The sequence below is a fragment of the Mesorhizobium argentiipisi (SeqCode) genome, assembly GCF_037179585.1.
GTDB classification, from domain to species: domain Bacteria; phylum Pseudomonadota; class Alphaproteobacteria; order Rhizobiales; family Rhizobiaceae; genus Mesorhizobium; species Mesorhizobium argentiipisi.
Genome location: NZ_JAPYKO010000003.1, coordinates 207,851 through 232,416, shown reverse-complemented (window position 1 = coordinate 232,416; position 24,566 = coordinate 207,851). Strand labels below are relative to the sequence as shown.

General features: G+C 58.7%; 23 protein-coding genes. 12 read left to right on the top strand and 11 right to left on the bottom strand.

All coding sequences use genetic code 11. From position 1 onward, the window contains the following. Nucleotides 1-448 precede the first annotated feature (448 nt). A complete protein-coding gene (locus tag O7A05_RS06555; RefSeq protein ID WP_337092175.1) occupies nucleotides 449-883 on the top strand; it encodes a pseudoazurin in 435 nt (144 codons plus the stop codon). A 179-nt stretch (nucleotides 884-1,062) separates the two neighbouring features. Here O7A05_RS06555 and O7A05_RS06550 read toward each other — a convergent pair whose 3' ends face one another. The 4 genes from O7A05_RS06550 to O7A05_RS06535 all read right to left on the bottom strand — a co-directional run bounded on the left by O7A05_RS06550 (nucleotide 1,063) and on the right by O7A05_RS06535 (nucleotide 3,433). Next, complete coding sequence (locus O7A05_RS06550; RefSeq protein ID WP_337092433.1) at nucleotides 1,063-1,446, bottom strand: UPF0149 family protein; 384 nt, start codon at nucleotides 1,444-1,446, stop codon at nucleotides 1,063-1,065. 76 nt (nucleotides 1,447-1,522) lie between these two features. Beyond that, a complete protein-coding gene (locus tag O7A05_RS06545; RefSeq protein WP_337092174.1) occupies nucleotides 1,523-1,936 on the bottom strand; it encodes an IS66 family transposase in 414 nt (137 codons plus the stop codon). Nucleotides 1,937-2,265: 329 nt separating this feature from the next. Then, nucleotides 2,266-2,658 (bottom strand): hypothetical protein, encoded by a 393-nt coding sequence (locus O7A05_RS06540; RefSeq protein WP_337092173.1) that lies wholly within the window; start codon nucleotides 2,656-2,658, stop codon nucleotides 2,266-2,268. A gap of 613 nt (nucleotides 2,659-3,271) precedes the next feature. Then, the gene (locus tag O7A05_RS06535; protein WP_337092172.1) at nucleotides 3,272-3,433 is read right to left on the bottom strand and encodes a hypothetical protein; all 162 of its coding nucleotides are present in this window, start codon (nucleotides 3,431-3,433) and stop codon (nucleotides 3,272-3,274) included. Nucleotides 3,434-3,581: 148 nt separating this feature from the next. Here O7A05_RS06535 and O7A05_RS06530 point away from each other — a divergent pair, with 148 nt between their 5' ends. From O7A05_RS06530 to O7A05_RS06505, 6 genes are all read left to right on the top strand, one after another. Then, on the top strand, nucleotides 3,582-4,253 hold the full coding sequence (locus O7A05_RS06530) for a TIM44-like domain-containing protein (RefSeq protein WP_337092171.1): 672 nt from the start codon (nucleotides 3,582-3,584) through the stop codon (nucleotides 4,251-4,253). 402 nt (nucleotides 4,254-4,655) lie between these two features. Next, a complete protein-coding gene (locus tag O7A05_RS06525; protein WP_337092170.1) occupies nucleotides 4,656-4,877 on the top strand; it encodes a hypothetical protein in 222 nt (73 codons plus the stop codon). Nucleotides 4,878-5,895: 1,018 nt separating this feature from the next. Then, nucleotides 5,896-6,600, top strand: coding sequence for a cytochrome b (locus tag O7A05_RS06520; protein WP_337092169.1), 705 nt, complete (start codon nucleotides 5,896-5,898; stop codon nucleotides 6,598-6,600). A 13-nt stretch (nucleotides 6,601-6,613) separates the two neighbouring features. Continuing rightward, entirely contained in the window at nucleotides 6,614-6,940 is a 327-nt protein-coding gene (locus tag O7A05_RS06515; protein ID WP_337092168.1) for a PepSY domain-containing protein, read from the top strand. Then, a complete protein-coding gene (locus O7A05_RS06510) occupies nucleotides 6,940-7,605 on the top strand; it encodes a response regulator transcription factor (protein ID WP_337092166.1) in 666 nt (221 codons plus the stop codon). Before O7A05_RS06515 ends, O7A05_RS06510 begins: the two co-directional genes overlap by 1 nt. Then, nucleotides 7,605-8,948 carry a sensor histidine kinase gene (locus O7A05_RS06505; protein ID WP_337092165.1) on the top strand — a complete coding sequence of 448 codons (1,344 nt, stop codon included), beginning with the start codon at nucleotides 7,605-7,607 and terminating at the stop codon, nucleotides 8,946-8,948. Before O7A05_RS06510 ends, O7A05_RS06505 begins: the two co-directional genes overlap by 1 nt. A gap of 26 nt (nucleotides 8,949-8,974) precedes the next feature. On the opposite strand, the gene O7A05_RS06500 is transcribed toward O7A05_RS06505, so the two are convergent. The 4 genes from O7A05_RS06500 to O7A05_RS06485 form a co-directional block, all read right to left on the bottom strand. Beyond that, a complete protein-coding gene (locus O7A05_RS06500; protein WP_337092164.1) occupies nucleotides 8,975-10,486 on the bottom strand; it encodes an RnfABCDGE type electron transport complex subunit D in 1,512 nt (503 codons plus the stop codon). Continuing rightward, nucleotides 10,483-11,226: an FAD:protein FMN transferase gene (locus O7A05_RS06495; protein ID WP_337092163.1), complete on the bottom strand. Its 744-nt coding sequence runs from the start codon at nucleotides 11,224-11,226 to the stop codon at nucleotides 10,483-10,485. Before O7A05_RS06495 ends, O7A05_RS06500 begins: the two co-directional genes overlap by 4 nt. Before the next feature lie 3 nt (nucleotides 11,227-11,229). After that, complete coding sequence (locus tag O7A05_RS06490) at nucleotides 11,230-12,018, bottom strand: FMN-binding protein (protein WP_337092162.1); 789 nt, start codon at nucleotides 12,016-12,018, stop codon at nucleotides 11,230-11,232. A gap of 505 nt (nucleotides 12,019-12,523) precedes the next feature. Next, nucleotides 12,524-12,823, bottom strand: a complete 300-nt coding sequence (locus tag O7A05_RS06485; RefSeq protein ID WP_337092160.1) for a hypothetical protein — start codon at nucleotides 12,821-12,823, stop codon at nucleotides 12,524-12,526. 1,868 nt (nucleotides 12,824-14,691) lie between these two features. On the opposite strand from O7A05_RS06485, the gene O7A05_RS06480 reads away from it, so the two are divergent. Beyond that, the gene (locus O7A05_RS06480) at nucleotides 14,692-17,352 is read left to right on the top strand and encodes a PAS domain S-box protein (RefSeq protein WP_337092159.1); all 2,661 of its coding nucleotides are present in this window, start codon (nucleotides 14,692-14,694) and stop codon (nucleotides 17,350-17,352) included. Between the two features lie 190 nt (nucleotides 17,353-17,542). Here O7A05_RS06480 and O7A05_RS06475 read toward each other — a convergent pair whose 3' ends face one another. The 3 genes from O7A05_RS06475 to O7A05_RS06465 form a co-directional block, all read right to left on the bottom strand. Continuing rightward, nucleotides 17,543-19,015, bottom strand: coding sequence for a trypsin-like peptidase domain-containing protein (locus O7A05_RS06475; RefSeq protein WP_337092158.1), 1,473 nt, complete (start codon nucleotides 19,013-19,015; stop codon nucleotides 17,543-17,545). 134 nt (nucleotides 19,016-19,149) lie between these two features. Continuing rightward, nucleotides 19,150-19,446 (bottom strand): hypothetical protein, encoded by a 297-nt coding sequence (locus tag O7A05_RS06470; RefSeq protein ID WP_337092157.1) that lies wholly within the window; start codon nucleotides 19,444-19,446, stop codon nucleotides 19,150-19,152. Between the two features lie 65 nt (nucleotides 19,447-19,511). After that, nucleotides 19,512-20,360, bottom strand: coding sequence for an AraC family transcriptional regulator (locus tag O7A05_RS06465; RefSeq protein WP_337092156.1), 849 nt, complete (start codon nucleotides 20,358-20,360; stop codon nucleotides 19,512-19,514). A gap of 291 nt (nucleotides 20,361-20,651) precedes the next feature. Between O7A05_RS06465 and O7A05_RS06460 the strand changes: the two genes are divergently transcribed. The 4 genes from O7A05_RS06460 to O7A05_RS06445 all read left to right on the top strand — a co-directional run bounded on the left by O7A05_RS06460 (nucleotide 20,652) and on the right by O7A05_RS06445 (nucleotide 24,454). Continuing rightward, a complete protein-coding gene (locus O7A05_RS06460) occupies nucleotides 20,652-21,134 on the top strand; it encodes a response regulator transcription factor (protein ID WP_337092155.1) in 483 nt (160 codons plus the stop codon). A 45-nt stretch (nucleotides 21,135-21,179) separates the two neighbouring features. Continuing rightward, nucleotides 21,180-21,710, top strand: a complete 531-nt coding sequence (locus O7A05_RS06455; RefSeq protein ID WP_337092154.1) for an ATP-binding protein — start codon at nucleotides 21,180-21,182, stop codon at nucleotides 21,708-21,710. Between the two features lie 95 nt (nucleotides 21,711-21,805). Beyond that, nucleotides 21,806-22,462, top strand: a complete 657-nt coding sequence (locus O7A05_RS06450; RefSeq protein WP_337092153.1) for a response regulator transcription factor — start codon at nucleotides 21,806-21,808, stop codon at nucleotides 22,460-22,462. Between the two features lie 498 nt (nucleotides 22,463-22,960). Next, nucleotides 22,961-24,454: a multicopper oxidase family protein gene (locus O7A05_RS06445; RefSeq protein WP_337092152.1), complete on the top strand. Its 1,494-nt coding sequence runs from the start codon at nucleotides 22,961-22,963 to the stop codon at nucleotides 24,452-24,454. Nucleotides 24,455-24,566: the final 112 nt, after the last annotated feature.

Here is a 24,566-nt window from a genome sequence, read left to right as displayed (position 1 = left end):
TGATCGCGGTCGCCTCGAAAGGCGTTCCGGGCGCGGGCTAGAGTGGCTCGGTGCGCGGAGGGAATGCGATCTTTGATGCGCTCCTCGTGACGTTCAGAACGGCGTGGATGCGCGGCGCCAGGAGAAGTCCTGCTTCAGGTGCCTGAAGCGTTTGCCGTCCACCCTCCCCATCGCCAGATCAGGAAGCGGGCGACCTCCGGAGATGGGTATATGACAACACAACGCCGACCCGCGTCGGTGGAGTCCTGTTCGCCATCCTTAAAAGGACACTCCCTGTTTTCCTTTGTAGCATCAGCGACACGATGCTCTTCGGTACGGCTTCTTGTCGCGTCATGTAAGTCGCTGAACACTTGCACGAAATTTCTTTTGGGCTCCTTCTTCGCAATTGGCACGACCGTTGCAACTCCACTGCGTGGGCAATCAGCCTGCGGTGATGGGAGACCAATCCATGATCCGAAACGCCATACTCGCATTCTCGCTTTTATTGTCCTCGGCCGCCTGTGCGGACACGATCGAGATCAAGATGCTCAATCGCGGCGAGCACGGCTCGATGGTCTTCGAGCCCGACTATGTCCAGCTCAAGCCCGGGGACGAACTCCACTTCTTAGCCAGCAATAAGAGCCACAACGCCGCCTCGATTAAAGGCATGGTTCCGCAGGGCTATGCCGAGTTCAAAGGCAAGATCAACGAGGAGATCACGGTACGCTTTGACCAGCCTGGGTACTACGGCATCAAGTGCTCCGCGCACTACGGCATGGGCATGGTGATGGTCGTCAAGGTGGGCGAAGCCGCGACGATCGACGCCTTCCGCAACTTCGATGCGCCACCACAAGCGAAGAAGCGCTTCGCCGAAATCTTCGCGCGCGCCGGGATCGCTGGCTGATCCCATGCATCCGCCATCGCGGATCGAACCGAGACCCGAAGATCCGCACCTGCTGGTCGGAAAGTCTGAAACTTTCGATTGCGCCTTGGCCTGATGAACTTGGGGATCAAGGTTCGGGCGCGACGGCTATATTGCTTGATTACGTGGTCTCTGCTGACTCCAAATACGGCGGGCGCAATTCAAGCAGCTTTTCGATTGTTAGTGACGCAATGATCAGGATCGGCAGCAGCAGGCCGTGGTTGGGATTCTTGAGATCGAGTAGCCGTTTGCAGCGTTTGATGTGAGATTCGTGGCCGCGTAGAACCCCTGGCACCACGGCCGGGGTCGATGCCGCCGCTAGGCTTGGTGGTGAAGTGGGGCGAACAATCCTGCGGTCTGTCGAACAGCGTCTCGTTGATCCGTTTGTGGATCCTGGCGAGGCTGGCAAATACGGCGGATCGGTTTGCAGATCCTTTGGCCAGGACGTCGCGCGGCAATCCCATGAGCGCGCACATCCAGTCTTGCGGGTCCGCGAACCGCGGCCCAGTGACCGCCGCCGTTACGAAGCCATCCAGCGCCGACATGGTGCGCACGGGTTGGTCTTGGCGGCCATCCAGGCCTCGAGAGCTTCGTCCGACAGTGCCATGTCATTGATCGCGCTCATGCCGCCAGGGGAAGCAGCATCTCGTGGCGGCGCACCCAGTTCCATGGCATCAGCTCGTACAGCGTGAGGCTGGCCAGTCGTTCTGGATGCGCTCGATTGACATCGGCCATGTAGGCTTCGGCATCGACCCCGCAGAGCTTGCAGGTCTCGATGATGCTGAGACGACCGATGACCGCTCGGCCGCGGCGAAGCTGCCCCGAGAAAAGCCAATTGCGCCTGCCGACCGCAAATGGCCGCTCCGCGATCAGGTTGTCGGGCTCGAGCTGGCCATCGTAGAGGAAGCGATTGAACGCGTACCATCGCTTGCTGCCATAGGCGAAGGTCTTGGCGATATCGGCATGGCGCGACAAACCCTGGCCCTGCCGCATGAGCTGTCGTCGCAGCGCCCGGACCAGTGGTCGCAAGAACATTACTGTCTTTGGTTGATAGAGGCTGCGCAGGATTTGAGCTGCTATTGTTCTGACCCCTAATGGCCTCGGCGGGGGAACTGCACCACCTTGCCACGTGGACGCGAATATTGTGCGGTCGCAACGGCCTCGATCAACAGATCCAAGGCTGCACGGGATTTGCAGCTCGTGTCATCATCGCCCCCGAGATAGTGATAGGCTCGATCAAGATGCAACCAGGCAGCCGCGAAATCTGATGTCAATGATACCTCCATCGTGGCGCCCCCGAGGGAGCCGTGACATGCGCCGACAAAACGAAACGGAAATATCCACACCGGCCTTTAATTCAATGTCTAGCGGTATGGCATGCAGCCCGCACTTCGAAGGGCGGCGAGGAGCAGGTTGATGTGTCCCTCGATGTCGCTGCACGCCTGTTCGCGCAGCGGCATACTGTCCCAGCTTTCCACTGGATCGATAAAGCTGGCGAGTTCGCCATTGGCCGTGAAGGACACGACCGCCAGCCCGTCCTTGGTCAAGGCGAGGATTCCGGTTGTGCCGGTCACATAGCGGACGGCTGCAATTCGCTGAAATTGAGGATCACCATCGACCCGGACCTCAAAAAGAAATCGCCCGGAAGTATGCCGGGCTATCCTGGCTGCCTTATCACCAAAGCTCAAGGGCAGCAGCCGAACGCTTGCCGCCGCCATTTCGAACAAGAGAGCATCGAGGCCATCGTCTGCCGCCATGTGCAGACTGTGCGCGAAGCCACAGCCAGCGCAATCAGGCCATGAAGTTGTTCACAGCATGAATGCTTGCCATGGTCCTCCTTCTGAGAGTAGCATTTTTGCGCAACGCGCTCCCCAGCAGTCGGCCAAGCGCTCCGTGCGATCGCGCCTGCGGAGAGGAGCAGCTTTGCCCTAAAGATGCGCCCGCATGCCCGGGCATGACAGCCAAGAGACAGCCTGTGGCGAGAAGCACCAGGGTCGCGACCGTCCAGATCCTCATGCCTAGCAGGTGCAGTAGCTGTGGTCCAGCGTCTGTAGAAACCTCGCCTTGAGAAGCCCCCCTCGAGCTCGAAAGCTTATCGCGACAAGTGGCCGCATCGGTTCGCGAGCGACTATGGCCGATCAAGAATACCGGGAGGTTGCCGGGGTCTTGCAAATCGGTAAGGGTCGATTGCCGGCGCTCATCTCACGCCTGTGGGCAATGACACCCTGGCGTTTGTCCATTTGATTTCTTTGCGCCAGTCTTACGGTTTTGTAATTTGGACGGACGCGGCTTGAATCGCCTTCATTGTATTTCCATTTTCGACGGACTTTGAACCGCCCGAGGCGAAAAGATCGCTCATCCTCCACATCGTCAGGCCTTGAAAATGATTAAGCCGTTCAGATTCCTCTCGATGCTGTTGATACTGACGACGGCCTTTGGAATTTTGTCGGTCAATCCGTCGGAGGCACGCAGAGGCGGGAGCTTCGGCAGCCGCGGCAGCCGGACATACCAGGCGCCGGCCCCCACCGCCACCGCACCGTCCACAATGCCAGTTCAACGTTCGATGACACCAAACAGGCCAAGTCCGGCATCACCGATGCAGCCATCGTCCCTTCAGACGCGACCAAGTTTCTGGAGCGGGTTTGGCGGTGGGCTCGTTGGCGGTCTCATCGGCGGGTTGGTGTTCAATGGCATCTTTGGAATGCTGTTCGGCCATGGATTCGGCGGCTTGGGTGGCGGCTTCAGCTTCATCCTCCAGCTGTTGCTGATTGGCGGGCTCATCATGCTTGCGTTGCGGTTCTTCAGCCGAAACAACGGCTCTGCCGCGGCAGTCGGAAGCGGCTTTCCATTCGGCCAACAAAACTATGGGACAGGAGCGCCAGCCTACACAGCGCCTCTCGCCGGCGCTGCGGCGGCCTACGGCGCATCCAAGACGGATGAAATCGGTATTACCCAAAACGACCTTGCCACCTTCGAACGTCTTCTCGCGGACGTGCAGGCCGCGTTCACCCGAGAGGACCATCAAGGGCTGCGTCGGCTGACGACGCCAGAAATGGTTTCCTACCTGTCCGAAGAGTTGGCCGACAACGCGACTAGGGGATTGAAGAACGAGGTATCAAATCTTCGATTCCTCAACGGCGAAGTCGCCGAAGCATGGCGGGAGGGCACGCGCGACTATGCGACGGTGGCGCTGCATTGGTCGGCTGTTGATGTCATGCGCAACCGTCAGACGTCTGCGATCGCAGATGGCGATCCCGTCAATCCGGTCGAGACGACGGAACTCTGGACCTTTACCCGTGAGGCTGGAGGAGAGTGGCTCCTGTCCGCCATTCAGGACATCACAAAGCCATAGGCCCTTTTTGCGGGGCCCAATTTGTGCGGTTGGGAGCCGTTTCGAGTTCTGGAGCATTGCCGGTGTGAACGGATGGCGGATTGCGATGCGCACGCTGCAGAAATTCCTCGGTCTTATCGTTGTCGTCCCTTTCGTGGTCGGTTCCGCGAACCGAACCGCCGCCGGTCGACGTGTTCGACCTGCCGACGCCCACCCGTGCCGGCCTGGGCGAGCCGCCGCCGAACGACATTATCTTCAACAATATTCATTGCGCGCGTGGACTTTACATATTTGTAAATTGCAGTCGCCGGCTAATCCGAGATACCGCTGGGCGGCGGTTCGGTTCGCGAATCCGACTTATCGGGCAACAGCACTTCCCGGATGAACGAGCCGGGCCGTCCTTAAGCTATTTGGGAGAACACTATGATTCGCAAGGTTCTGGTTGCAGCCTCGGTTGTGACGCTCGTTAGCATGCCGGCATTTGCCGCCACCCAGTATTGGGTCGCGAAGGACGCCACGACGAAGAAGTGCTCCGTGGTTTCCACGAAGCCGGACGGCAAGAAAATGACCGACGCCGGAACAAAGGCATACGATTCCCAAGCCAATGCCGAGAAGGCGATGAAGCTGCTGAAAGACTGCAAATAAGGGAAATTTACGCCCGTTTTGAGCTGTCGCCCGCTCTGGAGCACTGGAGCGGGCTTTTTGCTGCGCAGAGCTCGCGGTCGATGGCGGACGTCATCTGCCCAGTTCGACTCTGCGCCAGGAAGGTCGATGCAATTTCGCGCCTGACAGGAAGGCAGCTGTCTCGAACCTCCCGATCGGCGGCGAATGCAGCAAAACGTGTTGTTTTGAGGATCAATCCCGCAGGGCGAGGGGGTCGACCGCGATGCCGGTCAAGAGAGGCCGGCGGATAAAAAATGGCCGGGCTCGAATGCGGCCCGGCCAAAAGAAGGTCAAAACCTTCAGAGGGAGCACCGTTCAGCGGGATGGGAGGAAACGCCGAACAATGTTATGTTTATGTGCTCATTTCTGAGCTTCTGCGACGAACGTCATTCCAAAGAGTTGCCCAACTGACAAAATTCGTACTCCGCGCCGACCGGGCTCGGCGTTCAGACACGGTGCTACGTTCCCCCGGGGCCATAGGCTAACCGCCGCCCCGCTCGCAAATGGCTTGCGTGAGACGCCGATCCATTGTCCATCGAGCATCGCGACGCGCCGAAACTTTCAGCCAATCGGTGGACGCGCTACCCCGCCTCACTGCCGGTCGCAGTTTGGCGAGAACTGACATTTGTACCCGCAATGTCGCCTAAAAAGGCAGAGTGGAACTTTGACCGGTCCAGCTGCAAGAAATATCACGCTGGGCTGTGTCGGGTCGCCGTCTCAATCACTAAGCTGCTAGTACCGCCTAGCATGTGGGTCGGACCGCAATCGGCAGGCGTTCATTTGTTGTTATTGAAGGTAACCCTCTGCTCGGCATTGGAACGCGCAGGCCGCCTGACGAGCGCTCGAAATTTCGACGGCTTTGGGCTATTTCGTGACCGGACGTCTAGCTGTCAGCTTCCTGACAGGTTGGCTGCTCCATCATGCGATCAACCAAAGCGAGTGTCCTGCCGCGCTGTCCTCGACGCGATTGTGGCTTGGCAGCTGATTGTGAACGGCTGTGTTGAAAGCAGGAATCATCATCGGCACCGGATCAGCAGATATTTCGTCACCCTCGGCCGGATATGCGCGAGGCGTGATTGAAGGCCGGAAACCACCGCTTCAAGAACAAAGTTTGACAAAAATCACCACTGAATCAGAAATGCTCAAACCCGGAAAGCTCAAGATGAACTCTACCTATGCAAGCTCTCAGAAGGCCATTCACTGGGCTGTGTTTCTCCTGGTTGTCAGCCTCTATGGCCTGACCTATGTCGCCGACCTTCTTCCGCGCGGGGATGCCGGTCGCAACCTCGTATGGTGGTTTCATATTTCATTCGGCCTGCTGCTTTTTGTCCTGGTCGTTACGCGCATCGGCCTGCGCCTGGTACGTGGAGCGCCCGATTTGCCCGCGCAAATGACACGACTTGAAAAATGGATGGCCAAAGTCGCGCATCTTTTGCTCTACGCGCTTCTCGTAGCCATTCCGGTCCTCGGAATCCTCCTGACCTGGTATAGGGGGGAACCCTTGAGCTTCTTCGGTCTGATTACCATATCGGCCCCATTCGCACCCGATCGCGCGTCGGCCGGAACCATTAAGGAGCTCCACAGCCTCTGCGCCAATCTGATACTTGTCCTTGCCGGGCTTCATGCGGCTGCCGCTCTTTGGCATCATTTTGTCCGTAGGGACGACGTACTCAAGCGAATGTTGCTGGGAGCACGCGCCTCCTGATTACGGCTTATAGATGAAGAAGGCACTGATGCGTGTCGCGATGGTTGGCTTGCTCGGACTTGTCCTGGCCCGGCCGCATGCTGCGCTTGCAGAAGTTGACGAGGACGGCGATCATGATCGGGCGCGGGACCTATATGAGCATGGCGAGATAAAGAGCCTGTCCAAGATAATGAGCGTGGTCCGCGCCCAAGTTCCTGGCGACATAGTAGCCGTCGACTTCATCCGGATTGACGACACGTGGGTGTATAGGTTCCAGGTTGTTGCCTCCGACGGCCGCCGCAGGATCGTCGATGTGGACGCCGGGGCCGGAGCTGTCATGCACGGCAAGCGCGGCGACTAATGAAAATTCTCCTCGCCGAAGACGAACCCCGTATCGCGACCGACATCTCGGCGGTTCTCAAAGCCGCTGGGATGGCCGTCGATATCGTGCGCGACGGCGAAGCTGCCTGGTTCGCAGGCGACGTCGAGAATTACGATGCGGCCATTCTGGATCTTGGGCTACCAAAACTGGATGGCCTGACTGTTCTGAAACGCTGGCGTGCCAACACCCGACGTTTTCCAGTTCTAATTCTGACCGCCAGGGGGATGTGGAGAGACCGCGTCGAGGGCATCAACAGTGGTGCAGACGATTACCTTCCCAAGCCTTTTGAAATGGAAGAACTTCTCGCTCGGTTGAGAGCAATATTGCGTCGTTCAACGGGACAGGCTGCGCCGGTGCTGAAATCAGGACCATTGCTCCTCGACACGCGCCAGATGCGCATTTCGCTCCGCGGCGTACCTGTCGCGTTGTCGCCGCTGGAATATCGGCTTCTGGCGTTTCTGATGCATCATTCCGGACGTGTGGTCGCGCCAACCGAACTTGCGGAGCATCTGTATGATTCCGGCAACGATCGTGATCCCAATGCAATCGAAGTCATAGTCGCCCGTCTTCGCAGAAAGCTCGGCAACAACGTCATCGAGACGCGTCGCGGGTTTGGATACTTTGTCGCTGACGAGCCTTCCTAATGGGCAACTCGATCCGCTTCAGACTCTGGTCGGCAGCGACGATCTCGATTCTTGTCGCTCTTGCCATTGCCGGCGTCGGGCTTCGCTATCTGTTTGAATCGAACGTCGAGCGGCGGGTCGTCAGTGAACTGACTCTCGATCTCAACGAATTGATCGCTGCAACCAGCTTCACAGCCGACGGTCACCTTTCGGTCGCGCCCGCCTTGACTGATCCGCGCTTCGCAAATCCGCTGTCCGGTCAATATTGGCAGGTGGAGGATCTGAGCACACACGGTCTTGTGCGTTCACGCTCGTTGTGGGACGCGAGGCTGGTGCTGCCGGATCATCAAACTGGCGGCGAGTTGAGGCAGACCGAGGAACTCAAGGGGCCCGCCGGCGAACTTACAATTGCCGTCGCGCGTTCGATCATTGATGCCGACGGCCGTTCCTTTCGCGCCATCGTGGCGGAAGACCATCGCAGTGTGGAAGTCTCGGTAAGCAAATACGTCCGTGACCTTGCGCCAGCTCTCATCTTGCTCGCCGCTGCCCTGATGGTGGCATTTTTCATCCAGATCACTGTTGGCCTTGCTCCGCTGAGAAACCTACGGGCGGCCGTCAGGGACGTTATCGCGCAGCGAACGGCGCGGCTAGAGGTGGTTGCGCCGACGGAGGTGCAGCCGCTCGCCGACGAAATCAACCGCCTCCTCTATGCCCAGGAGAAAGCCCTTGCACGCGCCCGATCGCGTGCCACCGACCTGGCGCATGGCCTCAAGACGCCCCTCCAGGTTCTATCGGCGGACATCCGCGCATTGCGCAAAAAGGGCGAGACGAAGCTCGCCGACGAAATTGAAAAGAGCGCAAGCGCGATCCGCCGCCATGTCGAGCGGGAATTGGCGCGCGCCCGTCTGGCACCCGGCGTTTCTGGCAAGGCATCCTGCCGGGTGCGAGAAACGGCGGCTGGCGTTATTGCTGTGGTGAGACGCACGCCGAGCGGCAAGCAGCTCGCCTTCGTGATCGACGTCGCGGAGGATCTCGTGGCGCCGGTCGATGAAGGCGACCTGTCGGAGATTCTTGGCAACCTTGTGGAGAACGCGGCGCGTTTCGCGAATTCCTTAGTTCGCATCACCGCTTCCGACGCCGCTGGCGAGGTGGTCATCGCCGTTGCCGATGATGGTCCAGGCATTCCGGATGCGGACCGCGTATCGGTCCTGTCACGCGGCGTCCAACTGGACAGCAAGGGCGGCAGCAGCGGACTGGGTCTGGCCATAGTTTCCGACATTGTCGAAGCCTATGACGCACACCTGACCATGACCAATTCCGATCCTGGCCTGGTGGTAACCATAGTCCTGCCACGGCACCGCTAGAAAAAGACGAGCACAGGGGCTGGCGTTCACGCAAACCCAGGGAAATAATCAGTCTTTAGCCTCGAACGGCGCACGCCCATGGCCAGCAGCATCTGTCGCAGCGTCTTGACCATGGCTTGCGGGCCGGAAATATAGAAGGTTCGCTCCAGGTAGTCGGGTATGGCCAGGCGCACCAGGCGGGCGTCGATATGGCCGGGATATTGGCCCGGCCCGGTGCCGTTGGCCACGGCGTGAAACGTCCTGATGCCCAGTTCGCGCCTCGCGGCGCCAAGCACGTCGCGATAGGCGATATCTTCCTGGGTCTCCGTGCCGTAGAGGACGACGATGGGTCGCACCTCCTTGCGGTCGATAAGATATTGCAGCATCGAACGGAACGGCGTGATGCCGATGCCGCCGGCCAGGAAAGCCATCTTGGCCTTGGGATTGGACGGCAGCGTGAAATCGCCGGCCAACTGGGAGGCGTGGATCATGCTGCCGGGTCTCATGGTGGCCAGCGCCCGCTTGAAGGCGCTCGATTGTGGATAGAACTTGATGCCCAGCCTAACGGATTGCTCGGTCGGCGCGGACGCGACCGTGAAATAGCGCCGGTTGCCGCGATTGTCGGAACGGTCGAGGCCAAGTGTCCATTCAAGGTACTGGCCCGCCTTGAAGGCGAGTATTTGCTGTGACCTGAAGATGAAGTCGTAGCTGTCGACGGCGGATTGCTCGACGCGTTCCAATCTCAGCACGAAACGCCCTTTCGGGCTCACAGCGTAGGCGAAGAGGTTGCCCACGAGAAGCGCGAGTTCGGGCGTAAGGTAAAACGAGCCAATATGAATGTTGGGCGCGAACAGAAAGCCGACGATTGCGCCAAAGGCGATGCGCGGCCAACGCGTCGTCGGAGCTGTCAGCGGCTCGGTCAGCATCACGAAGGCGAAGAACAGCAGGGGTGACGAGCCGAAGGTCTCCGTCAGGGCGGTGCCGTAGTGAGACGGATCGGTGGTGGCCAATGTTGTCGCGAGAGCCACCACTAGGAAGGTGGCAACGAGGTCCAGCCGGCGCAGCTTGCGCATCACAAGAACGCCGCCGATGAGCACGAAGGGAAGCAGCCAGATATTGCCCCCCGCCCACCAGGTGGCGGGCCGGTCGAGCAAAAGCGCGGTGAGAGCGACACCCAGCGCGGCCGGATTAAAAAGATGCTTCCTTCCGATGGCGAGCATGTATTTCGAGGAAATCGCCCAGACCGCGGCGAGTACAATCGCCCCGATCGCCTGGAGGTCCGTGGCTGCGACCGGATCGAGAATCAGCGTCAGGATGAGGGCGGTGATGTAGAGGGATTCGGTGTTGGCTGGGACCTCGAAAATGCGCGCAAAAACCTTGTTGGTAATCCAGCAGGCGACTAGCACCAAACCGGTCGTGAAGGCGAGCGCGACGGGATCATGCGGCACAAGCTTAACGAAGCCGAACACGAATGCCGTACCCACCAGCGCCATCAAATAATAGAGCACCAGCCGGTACATGGTCAGATGGTCGAGAAATCGGTCAATGGCCTTTATCATTGTTGGCAAAAAGCTCCGAAGCCGCTGGTTATCGTGGCGCGGCCATTGACGTCGACGATGTAGCCTTCCAAGTCCGGCATACGCTCGAGGAAGTGGATGCCGTCCTTGCCCATGGCGAAGGCTGCAGTGGCAAAACGGTCGGCTTCGAGCACGTCAGGCCCGATAACTGTCAGGCTGACGATGTCTGCGATGGCACCTCCAGGCCCGTGGGGATCGTAAATGTGTTGCCCGCGCACATATGTGCCGGATGTGGCCACGCCGCGTCCGCACGGGCAGATGATCTTAATGACTTCGTCCGCGTTGAAGGGATTGCGGATGCCGACGCTCCAGTCCCGGCCCGCGGCGTTCCTGCCACTGGACTGGATGTCGCCTCCGGCCTCGATGAAGAAGTCGCGGATCCCGGCCCGCCGGATGATTTCGGCAGCGTTGCAGATGGCCCAGCCCTTGACGATCCCGGACGGGTCGAGCGAACCGTCGGCCTTGCGAATATCAAAATATCCGTCCGTCTCCCTCCTGGTCCGTTCGGCGAGCGCCATCACTTCAAGCATTTCGCGGCTCCAGTTGCGTACCGGGACATCGCCACGATTGATGGCCGAGATCTCACTTCCCGCCCGGTAGGTGCTGAAACGACGGTCGACAGCAGCGAAGTAATCGAAGACCGTATCGATCAGGGCGCCATCGGGCGCATTTGCGATATCGACCGTGACTGGCATGCCCATTAAAATCCGGGTTTCGCGCATGACTCACGAAGACGCCTTCTCCAGCGCGCCGCCAAGGGACTGGATAAAGGCCCTACTGGTCAGCGTCGCGCCCGAAATGATGTCGACATCAGCGCTTTGCGCGCGGATCGCCTCCTCGCGCAGCATGGGCAGAGCCTGCCTGTTGATGCTGACAGACGTGCGGCGGTCACTCGGGTATTTCAGCACCTTGAGCGCCGTGAGTCGGCCGTTCTGAACGAGAACCTGGAGCTGGATGATGCCGTAATAGGCGTCGGCTGCGGGGCCGGTGTAGACCCCGTCGGCATAGCCGTGGGCTGCGAGCTTCATGCCGGTACGAAAGGCGTGAGCCGGCGCTTGCGGATATCCCGGTCTCGGCTGCGGGATCGGTATGTAGACAGCCGGCGTCACAGCAAAAGACGGCATTTCTGGCAGGGTGGGGCTGGCGGGCGCCGGCGCGAACTTTTGCTCCGGCGGTGCAGGCGGCATCTGAGAAACCTGCGGCTGACCGGCGGCAAGTGCCGGTTTCGGCGCATGCGCTGCAATACCCCCCGTGGTTTCCTTTCCAATCTCACGCGGCATTCTCAGCGTCGGCGCCGGCCGCACATCTTCTTGACGAACAATGGGCAGGGCTGCCGCAGGTGCAGCAACTGGATAGGCCGCAGCCAGTGATACGACCGGCGGCAATGCGTCCCCGTTTGCCTTGGCGGATAGGGCCCCATCAATCAGATCGTTGGCCGGGCCGTGCTCAGTCTGAGCCCAGATACAAGCGCCCGACGACGCGATCACGATAAGTGACAAAGCGATCTGTTTCATAAGGTTGTGTTCCACATTGGATTGTGCGCCGGACAAATCGATTGAGCAGGCATTGTCTCACCACCAAGCTGACAATTGGCTGTCAGGTATTCCTGGGGGGTATTCTGACTTCGTTGTCGGCTTTAGCGAACCTGCTTGACAGCACCCTGCGAGCAGGACCCTGAACTGACGAAGCGCAGATATGGGGTAGCGGGATCAAACGGGAAGCGGGATGGCCCGAAACTGTTTTCTTAAAGGCGCGCATCGTCCGCCTCCGAAGGAGGAAATAGGGAATCTGGGCTGGAGGCTCGTTGGGCCATAGCACCACCCGACAATTCCGATAATGCGCTCGCCTCCCGATCTCAGGTCCGGTAAGATGCATATTTTCTCGGATTAATATTCTGTAATAATTACTGACGTTTCGCGTTTATAGTCACCAGTATGACGGCCATAACCACAAGGTATCATTTATACGAGAACTTCTGAATCTATATCTAGGACAGCTTTTGGAATTCTCCGAGAGCCTTTAGATCAGGAGCTTATCATGAGAAAAGTAACAGCAATATTGGCGACGTTGGCCTTGGGCGCGGTCCTTGCAACGGGTACGGCAACAGCCTCGATGGCCCGCGGCGGTGGGGGCGGCCATGGAGGTGGCCATGGCGGTGGTTTCGGCGGCGGTCACAGCATGGGCGGTGGTTTCGGCGGCGGCCATGGCTTTGGCGGCGGTCATGGCCATGCCGGCGGCGCTCGGGCCCTTGGTGGCATTGCTGGCAATCGTGCCGTTGCTCGCAATTTCGGCGTCAACCACGCAGTCGCAATTGGCCATGATCGTGTTGCGGTGCGGGACTTCCGGCGGGACCGCCGCGATGATCAGTATTGGGGGCCGTACCCCTACTGCGAGTACCCGTATCGCTACGATGTTCCCCCCTACGCGCCTTGCCTGTGAGGGCGCTTGAGTGATCGTTTGGGCGGCATCGCAAGCGTTCAACGCTTGCGATGCCGCCCAAATGAACAAATGCGGGCGCCTCCCTAAAGGACGTTTTCGACGATTCTGAAAATCACGCCGATCAGGCAGGCTCGGAGTTCCTGTTTTTCGGTGCACCATAGAAGCTCAATGGCGATGGGATGGGCGAGCCAAGACTTATGGCGGTCCTCTTGCTTGCGAATACCATCTCGGCCGAGGGGTCAAGTGCGGCGTGCGGTTCGACCCTGGACCCGCAGGAGAGTGCGGCTGCCAACAGCCTCAGCTACGCGACCTCCGGCGACACCACCCCCCCCGCTCGAGTAGAGTTTGTAACCAACGTAAAATACGAAAGTATATGGCAACCGACCTGAGCAGATAGGCCGCGCAAACCGTCATATAATGGTGCGGCATGCCAGGTGCGGTAAATTCCAGCTAGGGAAGAATTGAGCTCGTGCTCCGCATTAGGAGCGTACGTCGCCTGGACGCGGGATCACTGAAGGGCAGCGTTGTCGTCCAGAGGGACATCAATTCGGCTGCACATGGAACCATCGGCTTGCGCGATTTGAGGAGACAGCAAATGTTTTGTATCAACTGTAACTCTGCGCTTCACCGGCGACCTTCTCAGTACTATTTCTGTTCGAACGCGTGCTGGGAATACGCCAAGGCAAACACTCCTTGGCGTATTCTATCGGATGGCCTCAGTCTCTTCGCGACTCCTGCCAGGCACGTTACGTCTAGGCCGCTAAGTCGTCGGCGGTCCAGAAGAAGCGTGAGGGCTATCATCCAATCCACGGGTGAGGCGGGACCTATCGGGACAAGCGTGGAAGCAGTCACCTGAACCTGCGCTCCGCGTCTGAATTGGCCGGCCAGCCGAAATGACAACTTTGCGACATTGGTGTCCGATCGGCTCTGTGAATTCCAATAACGGTTATTGATCCGAAAGAACTCTAGGTGCCCACCTTGTCTGCGTCATGCCTTCGGTCAGCGCGGCGTTTCATGGCTCCATCGTCGAGATCGCTCCCACGCGCAAGATGGCGGGTTCACTCTGTTGCGCGATGAGAATGCCGTCTTTGCGCCCGGTGCGGCTCGGCGCGAAAGCAAGGCACAGCGACGTCGCTCACGCCTGCATTGGATGCGGGATGACTGAGTTCAGGGCTGTCCTGCTGGAAGGATTGGAGGTCGCTTTCATTGTACTGGCAGGCTGCCGCGGCCTCCTGTTTCCGGTTCTCTGGGTGCGCTTGCCGCTTAGCGCGTCGTCCTGGTCTTTGGAAACCTCATCCGCCGACCGCGTGGCGGTTTCCGAGAACCAGCCCAGGTTCGGTGTCGGCTTTCTTGATCGATGTGGAAAATAGCGGAAAGTGCAGAGGCTTCAGCCCCGAAACCGGCAAGCTAGGAACAAATACGGCAAAATTTACATAGCGCTATTGGGGACATAAAGCTAAACCACCGAGCGGACCGCCCATGATGCGGCCAGGCAGACGGTTCAGCTAACGAGTTGAACTGGCCAGTTGGCCATGGCCCGCTCCAGGCACTCAATCGCGCTGGGGCAATCCTCCCCTAGTTTTCCTTATGAGACCTACCGAGCAGAACTTGAGGTTGTATTCATGAGATCCGCGGCTTGGACGCGCCAGCCCTAAGATGTCGCTATTCGTTTTATCCATTGCAAACGCTCGGCATCTAGCGCTCTGTAGAATTATCCGGTGATCGCAGAGCGCCAGGCGAGAGCCAAGATGATAAACCAGTTGCACCCGATTCGGAGCGCCAGCAAGACGCTACCTCCCATTGCAACCGGCGCAGTTGCGGCAGCAATCTTCATTGCGGACACGGTCACGGAGGCCGACATCCCGGTCGGCGTTTTCTATGTTGCCGTTCTACTGATGGCTGCCCGATTCTGCCGCGCGCGGCGCCTCATAATCGCAGCGGCGGGGTGTGTTGTTCTCACCTTGTTGAGCTATTTTCTATCGGCACCCGCAGCCCCGGACGCTCCTGGTCTTATCAACCTTCTAGTCAGTATCGGTGCCATCGGCGTGACGGCCCTGCTCGTGGTGCAAGGCCAATCAGCGGCAGAAACACTGCGCGAACAGGCCAGTCTGCTTGGCCTTTCGCACGACGCCATTTTCGTGCGCGATGTGCACGATCGGATCACCTATTGGAATCGCGGCGCCGAGAGCCTGTTCGGATGGACGAGCGACGAAGCTGTGGGAAACCTGTGCCATCAGCTCATGCAAACGACCTTTCCGGCGCCGCTTGAAAGGATCAACGCCGAGCTGCTGCGCAGCAGCGGCTGGGAAGGAGAGCTGATCCATACGAAGCGCGACGGAACGCAAGTCGCGGTCGCAAGCCGATGGGCATTGCAGCGGGATGGGCGAGGCGACCCTGTCGCGATTTTGGAGACCAACAACGATATCACCGAGCGCCAGCGGGCAGAGGAGGCGCTGCGCGAAAGCGAGAGACGATACAAAAGCATCTTTCGGACGGCAGGCGTATCGATATGGGAAGAGGATTTTTCTTTGATCAAAGCCGCGATCGACGAGCTCAAGGCCCAAGGCGTCGAAGACTTCCGTACTTATTTCGCTGGACATCCGGAGTTCGTAGTAGAATGCGCTTGCCTGGCGAAGGTGGTCGACGTGAACGACGCCACGATCGAGTTGTTCAAGGCCCAGAGCAAGAACCAGCTCCTGGATTCGCTCAATGCCGTATTTACCCCGGACACGATGGACGCGTTTGCCGCGGAACTGATCGCCGTTGCAGAAGAACGCTCCCTTTTTTCAGCCGAAACGACGCTTCAAACACTGACGGGAGACAAACTGACGGTCCTTTTCGCGATCACCTTCCCACCCGGACCTTCCAAGCTCGACCGGGTATTGGTGACAGTTACGGACATCACCGAGCGCAAGCGGGCCGAGGAGGCGCTTCGCGAAAATGAAGAAAAGTGGAGGGGAGTATTCGAGCACAATCCGACCATGTATTTCATGATCGGTGCCGCCCGGACCGTTCTTTCCGTGAATCCCTACGGAGCCGAGCAACTTGGCTACGCGGTCGACGAGTTGGTGGGTGAATCGGCACTGAAAATATTCCATGAAGCTGATCGAGCTGAAGCGCAGCGCAATATGACGCGGTGCCTCGACGAACTCGAAAAAGTCGTCAGTTGGGAGCTGCGCAAGCTCCGCAAGAGCGGCGAGGTGCTCTGGGTTCGCGAAACTGCCAGAGCCATGCTGATGAAGGGTATGCCCGTCATCTTGATCGTCTGCGAAGACATCACAGAACGCAAGCGCGCAGAATATCTGGCGGGCCAGGTATTTGAAAGCTCACCCGACGCCATTTCCATGGTGGGGAAAGACCACCGGTATCGACGCGCAAATCCCGTTTATGAACGACTTTGGGGAATGTCGGTCCAGATGTGCATTGGCAAGCACGTGGCTGATCTTTTGGGCGCGGCAGTGTTTGAACAGACAATCAAGCCGCATTTGGACAGGTGTTTCGAGGGCGAAGAAGTACGCTACACCGAGTGGTTTACCACCGCGCTCGGGCGACGCTACCTCGCCATGTCGTACACACCGTTGCGGATGAATTCCAACCACATCGAAGCCGCACTTGTGGTCGTACGCGATCTTACGGACCACATTTTAATTTCTGAGGCCTTGCGAACTGCTCAGGCGGAACTCGCACGTGTCAACCGCGTCACCACCATGGGGCAACTCACCGCCTCAATCGCACATGAGGTGAGCCAGCCCATCACCGCCACCGTCGCCAACGCTCAGGCGGCGTTGCGGTGGCTGGGAGGCCGACCGCCCAACGTTGAGGAGGTACGGCATGCACTCGATGAAATCGTGAAAAGCAGCAACCGGGCGGGCGACGTCATCGGCAGAATCCGCGCTCTCGTCAAAAAAGCACCGCCACGGAAAGATCGGTTCGACCTCAACGAAGCCGTTCGGGATGTGATTGTGTTGACACGCAGTGAAGTGCTGCGGCATAGCGTTTCGCTACAGGCTGAGCTCGCGAGAGATCTGGCGCCGGTTAGTGGCGACCGTATCCTGCTGCAGCAGGTGCTCCTGAACCTGATCATGAATGCCGTCGAGGCGATGAGCGGCACTACCGATGGGAAACTGAACCTGCGGATCAGCACCGAGACAGAGACGGATGGGGGAGTGCGCGTAGCAGTGTGCGATTGCGGCCCGGGATTGGACCCTCAGAGCCTGGACCGCGTTTTCGATGCCTTCTACACGACCAAACCGGACGGTATGGGCATGGGCCTGGCAATCTGCCGATCGCTTGTAGAAGCGCACGGCGGACGGCTGTGGGCCAGCGCGAACCAACCGCGGGGTGCTGTTTTTCAGTTCACGCTGCCTCCGGAAAGTGATGAGACCGCCTCCGCCCCACGCGCCAGCTAGCCGCCCGACCACCCGTCTTTGAAAGCACCAGGTGGCTGCTATCCGAAGACGCTGAGCTTGTCACGGCACAGGACATGGTGGTTGATGCCGCGTCTACCATGGGAGGGCCGCGCTTATGAGCGAGGCACTGTCGTTCGCGATCTCGATATGCGATGCCACCATCGCAGATTGTGTGGTTTGGATGACTACGCTAGGCGTTTGTGAGAGGTAGCGCCACGAACCGGATGGCATCGCCCGATTTGATCCGTAGCAGCGCGGCGGCCTTGCCGCTGTTGCGGAGCGATGCAAGACTCGTGTGAACATCGTTAGGGTTCGAGACCGTCTTGCCGCCGACCTCGAGGATGATGTCGCCAGCCTGCAAGCCATGCTCCGCTGCCTGACCGTTGGGATCGACGGCAACGACCATCACCCCCGGCTTGCTGGTGCCCGCAGTCTGGTTTGCAGGCGCTAGCACGAGCCCAAGATCTTGCTTCTTGGGGGTGCCAACCCTGCTCTCGGTTGGTGCGGTGACCTGTGGCTGGCGATCGACCGGCATGGTTCCCAGCTTCATGTTCAGGTCCTTGGCCTCGCCATTGCGATGGATACTTAATGACACCGTAGTCCCCGGCGCCATTTGGCCGATCTTCTGCGCCAGGTCCAGGGGGTCATCAATTGGCGCCCCATTGACGGCCGTGATGGCATCCCCCGGCTTCAGCCCTGCATCGATTGCCGGGCCAGTAGGCTCCACATCATCGACAAGAACGCCTCTTGCCTTGCTCAAGCCAAGCGCAGCGGCAATATCCGCGACGATTGGTTCATCATGAATGCCGAGCCAGCCGCGCGTCACATATCCCTTGTCCTTGAGTTGAGCGACAACCGCTTTCACGGTAGCCGCCGGAATGTCGAAGCCAATTCCGACCGAGCCTTCTGAGGGCGTGAAGATAGCCGTGTTGACGCCGATCACATTCCCGTCGACATCGAAGGCCGGGCCGCCGGAATTGCCTCGGTTGATCGGGGCGTCGATCTGAATGAAGTTGTCATACGGGTTGGCATTGATGTCGCGTCCTTCTGCGGAAACAATGCCAGAAGTGACAGTACCGCCGAGACCGTACGGATTGCCGATCGCGATCACCCAATCACCAACGCGCGGTTGCCGGTCGGCAAATCTGACGTACGGAAAATCGTGCCCGTCAACCTTGATCAGGGCGAGATCAGTCTTGGAGTCCGTGCCTACGACTTTGGCCTTGTAGCTCTTGCCGTCGCCGGTGGCCACTACGACGGCCTCGGCATGATCGACCACGTGGTTGTTGGTTACCGCGTAGCCATCTGCCGAGATGAAGAAACCCGATCCCTCGCCGAGGATCACTCCTTGTTCCCCTGACGAGACTGAATCAGGCGACACAGCCGGGCTTTTGCCTGCATTTGTGCTTGCAGTCTCTCGGGTCTCGTCGATTATCACGCGCACCGACAGGACAGCCGGTCTGACCTTAGCCACGATATTGGCAAAGCCGTCGGGTGAAGCAGCAGGTTCGGCGGCTTGCGCCGTATCGGCCTGTCTTGAAAAGCCCAGTTCATGGAGCGCCAGTGTCCCACCAAGCAGTCCAACCGATCCGAGAATGGCCGCCGTGACCCCCAAACGGTAAGTTTGTGGCCTAGATTGACGGGAGTTGGTGTACTTAACCATGGCCTATCTTCCTTCTGATGGACGAACAACCAGCCGAGACTGAGTATGGCTGGAGCTCTGGTGCCGCGGCTGGTTGCGGTCCGAGGTCCGGAGAACCAATTGATTAATCGGGCAGCTGAGTGAGTTCAGGTGCCTCAACCCACGCTCGTCACGATGGCAGCCTGATCAGGTATGAGAAGCACCCGATAAGCCTTGGCGTCGCACTGCAGCAGATAAGCGGTTTCGTTGGGTACCGATTCGGCATCGAGACGCTCCGCCGAGATCGGCCCCTTGCAGGGGAAACCCTGGCTGCGGATCTGGTCGGCAACGATCGCCGCATCGGTTTCGCCGCGTTGAGCCGATGCAGTCAGCGAGGACCCTCCCGCACAGGCCGGGCTGATGATTGCCGTGACGATCGATAATACCAGCCAAAATTTGAGCTTGCTCTTCATTTCGATCTCCTTGGCTATTCTTCGCCATTCTCCCGCGATCGATCCACAGGAGAGGCCGGTTGCGATCAGGTGCGAGAAGTGGCGAGCATCCAGTGACCGGCAGTTCGCTCACGGGTCTCTCCCGAATTGATTGAACGCCAACGGTTCGGCGTCTCGCCGACGAAACGTTTGAAGACGACGCTAAAATGGGATTGCGTCTGGAAGCCTATGCAGAGGGCAATCTCGACCAGCGGCGTTTGGGTCTTTGCGAGCATTTCCTTGGCATGTTCGATACGTCGCCGTAGAAGAAATTCGTGCGGACGTATCCCTGTTGCAGCCCGAAATTGGGCAGCAAAGTGCATCCGGCTGAGCCCCGTTGCCGCGGCCATGTCGCCCAATGTAATCGTTTCTCCGAGATTTGCCTCGATATACTCGGCGGTGCGTTTGAGGCGCCACATGGGGAGTGGGTTCTGGGGCTGGGTCGAACACTGGTTCCCTCGAAGTGACTGCAAGGCAAGCACCCGAGCGACAAGGGCGAGGCGGAGCGAATCTGCATAGAGGCAGGCGAAATCGTCCTGGCTGCACTCGGCAGCCTCAAGCGCCTGCGACAGCTGTTCGACGATCGGATCGGCCGGTTGCTGGGTTCTGCTAGCCGGTTTTAGCAGGCCCGCCGCCGTGCCATCACCGGTGAACCAGTCGTCGCCAGTCGGACGAGTTGTCGGCAATCCAGCTACGGAAAGGAGAAGGTCGAGATGCTCGAGAACGATCGAGATCTCCGGCGAGGTTGCCAGGTCAGGACTGTCAGGGAATGATCTTGATGAGTCGGACGCATGTGCTCCCCTAACGCGGACAGTTGGCGCCGGAAGACGCGGAGGAGCCAGGTACTCTTGCCCTGATCGACCAACATGAGATTCAGACGCACGCGCTTGTTGCATTGGAGTAGCTCCTGAAATTCCTGCCCATCATCAATCACGATGCCGTGGTTCCGGAACAAATCCGAATGGGCTACCGAACTGGCTTCAATTGACCTCAACTGACATGGACCGAAACTACAACTCGCTGAGATTTTCTCCATTCTATATGAGTTTAACATGGATCATCTCCTGATATGGCTGCCACACACTTTGGTATTCCTGTCCACGGAGTTCGTGTTGCCGATATCGCCCCCATGTCTTGCTACTATGGGGATCTCCAGCTGATGCAAACCTTTGTATGGTTCCTAAGCAGTGCAGATTTTTGTATTGTCGGGATATAGAGGGAAGAGACAGAGGGATCCCTTCGGACCGGATCAGAAAGACAATGAAGTGCCTCAAATCCCTTTGATTGCCATCATCGATGACGATGGTGCGGTCCGGACATCAACCGCCAATCTGATGCGTTCGGCCGGGTACGAGGCGATCTCCTTCGCGTCAGGAGAGGAGCTTTTGGCTTCGGCTCGCCTGAACCAGGTGAATTGCGTTATCACAGACGTGCAGATGCCTGGGATGTCGGGTCTCAAGCTCCAGGATGCGCTTCTGGCACGACGCTTTACAAGGCCGATCATTTTCATCACCGCTTACCCAGAAGAGCGGGACCGCTGCCAAGCCTTTGCCGCGGGAGCTCTGGCCTTCTTCAGCAAACCCTTCGATGGCACTGAAATGTTGGAATGTGTAAGTAAGGCGGTAAATGCGCAGAGCGACAGCAGGCCAGATGAAACACGTCATCCGTAGCGCAAAGGGCCCTTGTGGCCGGTACCGCAACTGAAAGCCGGAAGAATGCCTGGAATGGATCGAGAATTGCGTGGCGCCCAGAAAATTTGGAATTGGCAGCAGGCCGGATCTGCTACGGTCGAAAGATTTCGACCAAGGTCGATATGCGAAATCGCTATCAGAGATAGCTCGGGCCGTCGGCGATGGCCGGCAGTTCAGCCCGGCGATCGACCTACGAGCATCGGCGACAGTGGTTGCGGCATCACCGAGGAGCTCGAGGCACAAGTGGTTGAGCCGTTCTTTTCGGCAAACCCGGCAGCCAAAGGCGCTGGGCTCGGATTGCCAATGGTCAAAGCTTCCGTTGATCAGTGGGGCGGGCACATCGATGTGCAGAGTGCTGTCGGCCGAGGAATGACGATGTCGATATACGTCCCGAGCCAAGTTGCTGACTTGGCCGGCAGCAAAGATCGCTTGCGAAAGCGATTAGCCGGCCCTTCTTGTGGAGGTGAAATCAACCGGGGTAATATCGAAATCGTCTCTGCCGCTCCATTTGCCATTTTCACGTCGTCAGGGAAACGGCATCCGCTCTGCGATTGATTTCTCGAGACCCGCGGGCCCGTATCCGTTTGGAACAAATCTGGGAAATAGCGCATGCTTCGTCGTCCGGTTACCAGCCTTGCAGGAGGCAATTCATGACTACCGGAGCCAACGGCAATTCGATCTCCACTCCGAACATTGTCTATGTCGTAGACGATGATACCGCCTTACGGGAAGCCATAAGCAGCCTGTTCAGGTCGGTCGGACTGCAGGTCGAAACGTTCGCTTCTGCCTCCGAGTTCCTGCAGAGCAAACCTCTTGAGGCACCGAGCTGCATTGTTCTTGATATCCGCCTTCCCGGCGTGAGCGGCCTGGATTTCCAGGGCCAGTTGGCGAGATCAGGCATCCCTATCCCTATCGTTTTCATGACAGGGCACGGCGACATACCCATGTCGGTGCGGGCCATGAAGGCAGGGGCGGTCGACTTTCTTACCAAGCCGTTCCGGGATCAAGACATGCTCGATGCGGTCTTCGCGGCTCTGGAACGTGACCGCAAGAGATGTGACGAGGAGCAATCGACCGCAGCCACTAAGGCCCTCTATCAAACGCTGACATCGCGGGAGAGGGAGGTCATGTCGTTCGTCACAAAGGGCCTAATGAACAAGCAAATCGCAGGCGAGCTGGGTCTCAGCGAAATCACGGTCAAGATTCATCGCGGGCATGTCATGCGAAAAATGGAGGTTCGTACTCTAGCGGACCTCGTGCGGATCTCGGAGCGGCTGGGGCTCTCGAGCTCCAATCCAGTTTCCTAAGGACTGTCGAGAAGACTTGCGCAGCGCGCGCTCGATCGAGTGTTCGCGCTAGTCTTACCAGGTGAACCACACCTGATGGCCGCGTAGATGGGCCAGCTTCCGACCTCGCCATCGCCGATTAAGTCCCGTTCAGTCGAGAACCTCCTCAAAACCCGGCGCCGCTTCGTCGGCCAGTTCAAGAGAGGGAGGGTGATGCGTTCCAACGATGTAGCTGGCGCGGCCGAGTATTCGGGCGAAATCGAAATAACAGCGGCGTTCTGAGAATACCACGCCGTTCCAGTCGGCGAAGATCGCGGTGCCCAGGACAATGGCCGCACTCCATGGCAGTGTCCCGCAAACCGCTGAGGCACCGCATGCTCCCTCCCCATGCGTAGCCCTTTCGGCACTCCGACGGCGACGACCGGTCAGTGTTCTGGGCGCTTTTACTTCGAACTCCGCCGCGCCGCCCCGAATCCGAGCGGCCCTGGTGGCGCCGAATTCACGAGGGCAAGAAAGACCATGGTAAACAGAAGCGGAGTTGGCGAAGCGGATGCGCTGCGAAGTTCGTCGAGACGTCACAATCGGCGCTTTGTTCTGAAGGCAATGGCCGGTCTGCCGCTGGCCGCTCCAGCGCTGTCCATCGCGCCTGCGGCAAGCGCAGTATTGCTTGGGACCGAGTGGGCAAGAGCCCAAACCGCGGAAGAACTGATCCAACCGGCGGAAATCCGCAGTGACAATGGAGTCCTCAGGGCAACACTTACAGCCACAGCTGATCGTGTGAAGCTCGGCGATTTCGCTTTTCCCGGGTTGGTTTATAACGGCGCCTATCTGCCGCCGCTGCTACGGGTGCGAGTAGGCGACACAATGGCGATCACTTTCAGGAACGGCCTTCCTGATGATCCCTCGAATTTGCACTATCATGGGATGGCGGTTTCGCCTTTGGGCAATAGTGACAATGTATTTATCCATGTCCATCCGGGCCAGGAGTTCGACTACAACATCCATATTCCTGTCAGGGATCGCCAAGGGCCAGGCCTGTTCTGGTATCATCCGCATGCGCACGGATTTGTGGCCAAACAAATCCTGGGTGGAATGTCGGGAGGCATCGTGGTCGAGGGATCCGAGCAGCTCTTTCCCATCCTTGGCGGATTGCCAGAGCGTTTCTTTTTCTTCAAGCACGTCGAGCTTGGCGAAGAAAGCGAGATCATCTCCGTCAACGGTCAGCTTAATCCCCATGTGCGGATCCAGCCTGGCGAGCTGCAGTTCTGGCGCATTGCTAACATCGGCGCCACTCTCTTCATCAAGTTCCGCATCGAAGGCATGCCGCTCTACGTGTTGGCGACCGACGGTCATCCGCTGTCCCGACCACGTAAGCTGACCGAATTCTTTCTTGGACCTGGCGAGCGGATCGATGTGATAGCGATTGGTCCGCAATCAGGCGAATACGCCATGACGACAATCCCGTTCCAGAACTCGGCCGGGCGGAAGCCCAGTCCTCCACAACGGATCGCGGGCGTAATTTCTGCCGGGGCGCCGACCGCAACTGCGGACATCGAGGCCGCGGTTTTGCGTCATGATGTGCAGGGTAGGCGATGGTTTGATGAGGTGCGATCCACACCAGTCGCGCGCGGCCGCACCCTTGTATATTCGAGGAGCCCCGACCGGCAGCATTTCATGATCAATGGACGCATGATGGACGAGAACCGCGTCGATCAAACCGTGAAGCTCGGAGACACTGAGGAGTGGACCATCATCAACAACGACCAACAATACCACAGTTTCCATATTCACCAGACAGCGTTCATGGTGACCGAGCTAAACGGAATCCGGCAGAACGAGGACAGCCTTCGCGACACGTTTTCTGTGCCGCCGGCCACCGATGCCGGACCGGGTATGCTGAAAGTAGTGATCCCTTTCACGGACCCGGTAATCGTAGGCCGGTTCGTTTATCACTGTCACGCGGTTGATCACGAGGACAAAGGAATGATGGGAATTATCGAGGTCGTCGCGTGACAGGTCGGCTTTTTCGGTAGCTCTTGGGTTACGTCCCGAAGCGTTAACGCTGATGGCCGCGGTTCAAGGCCGCTGGGTCGATGCTGTGGCCAGTTCAATCATTTTGCCCTGA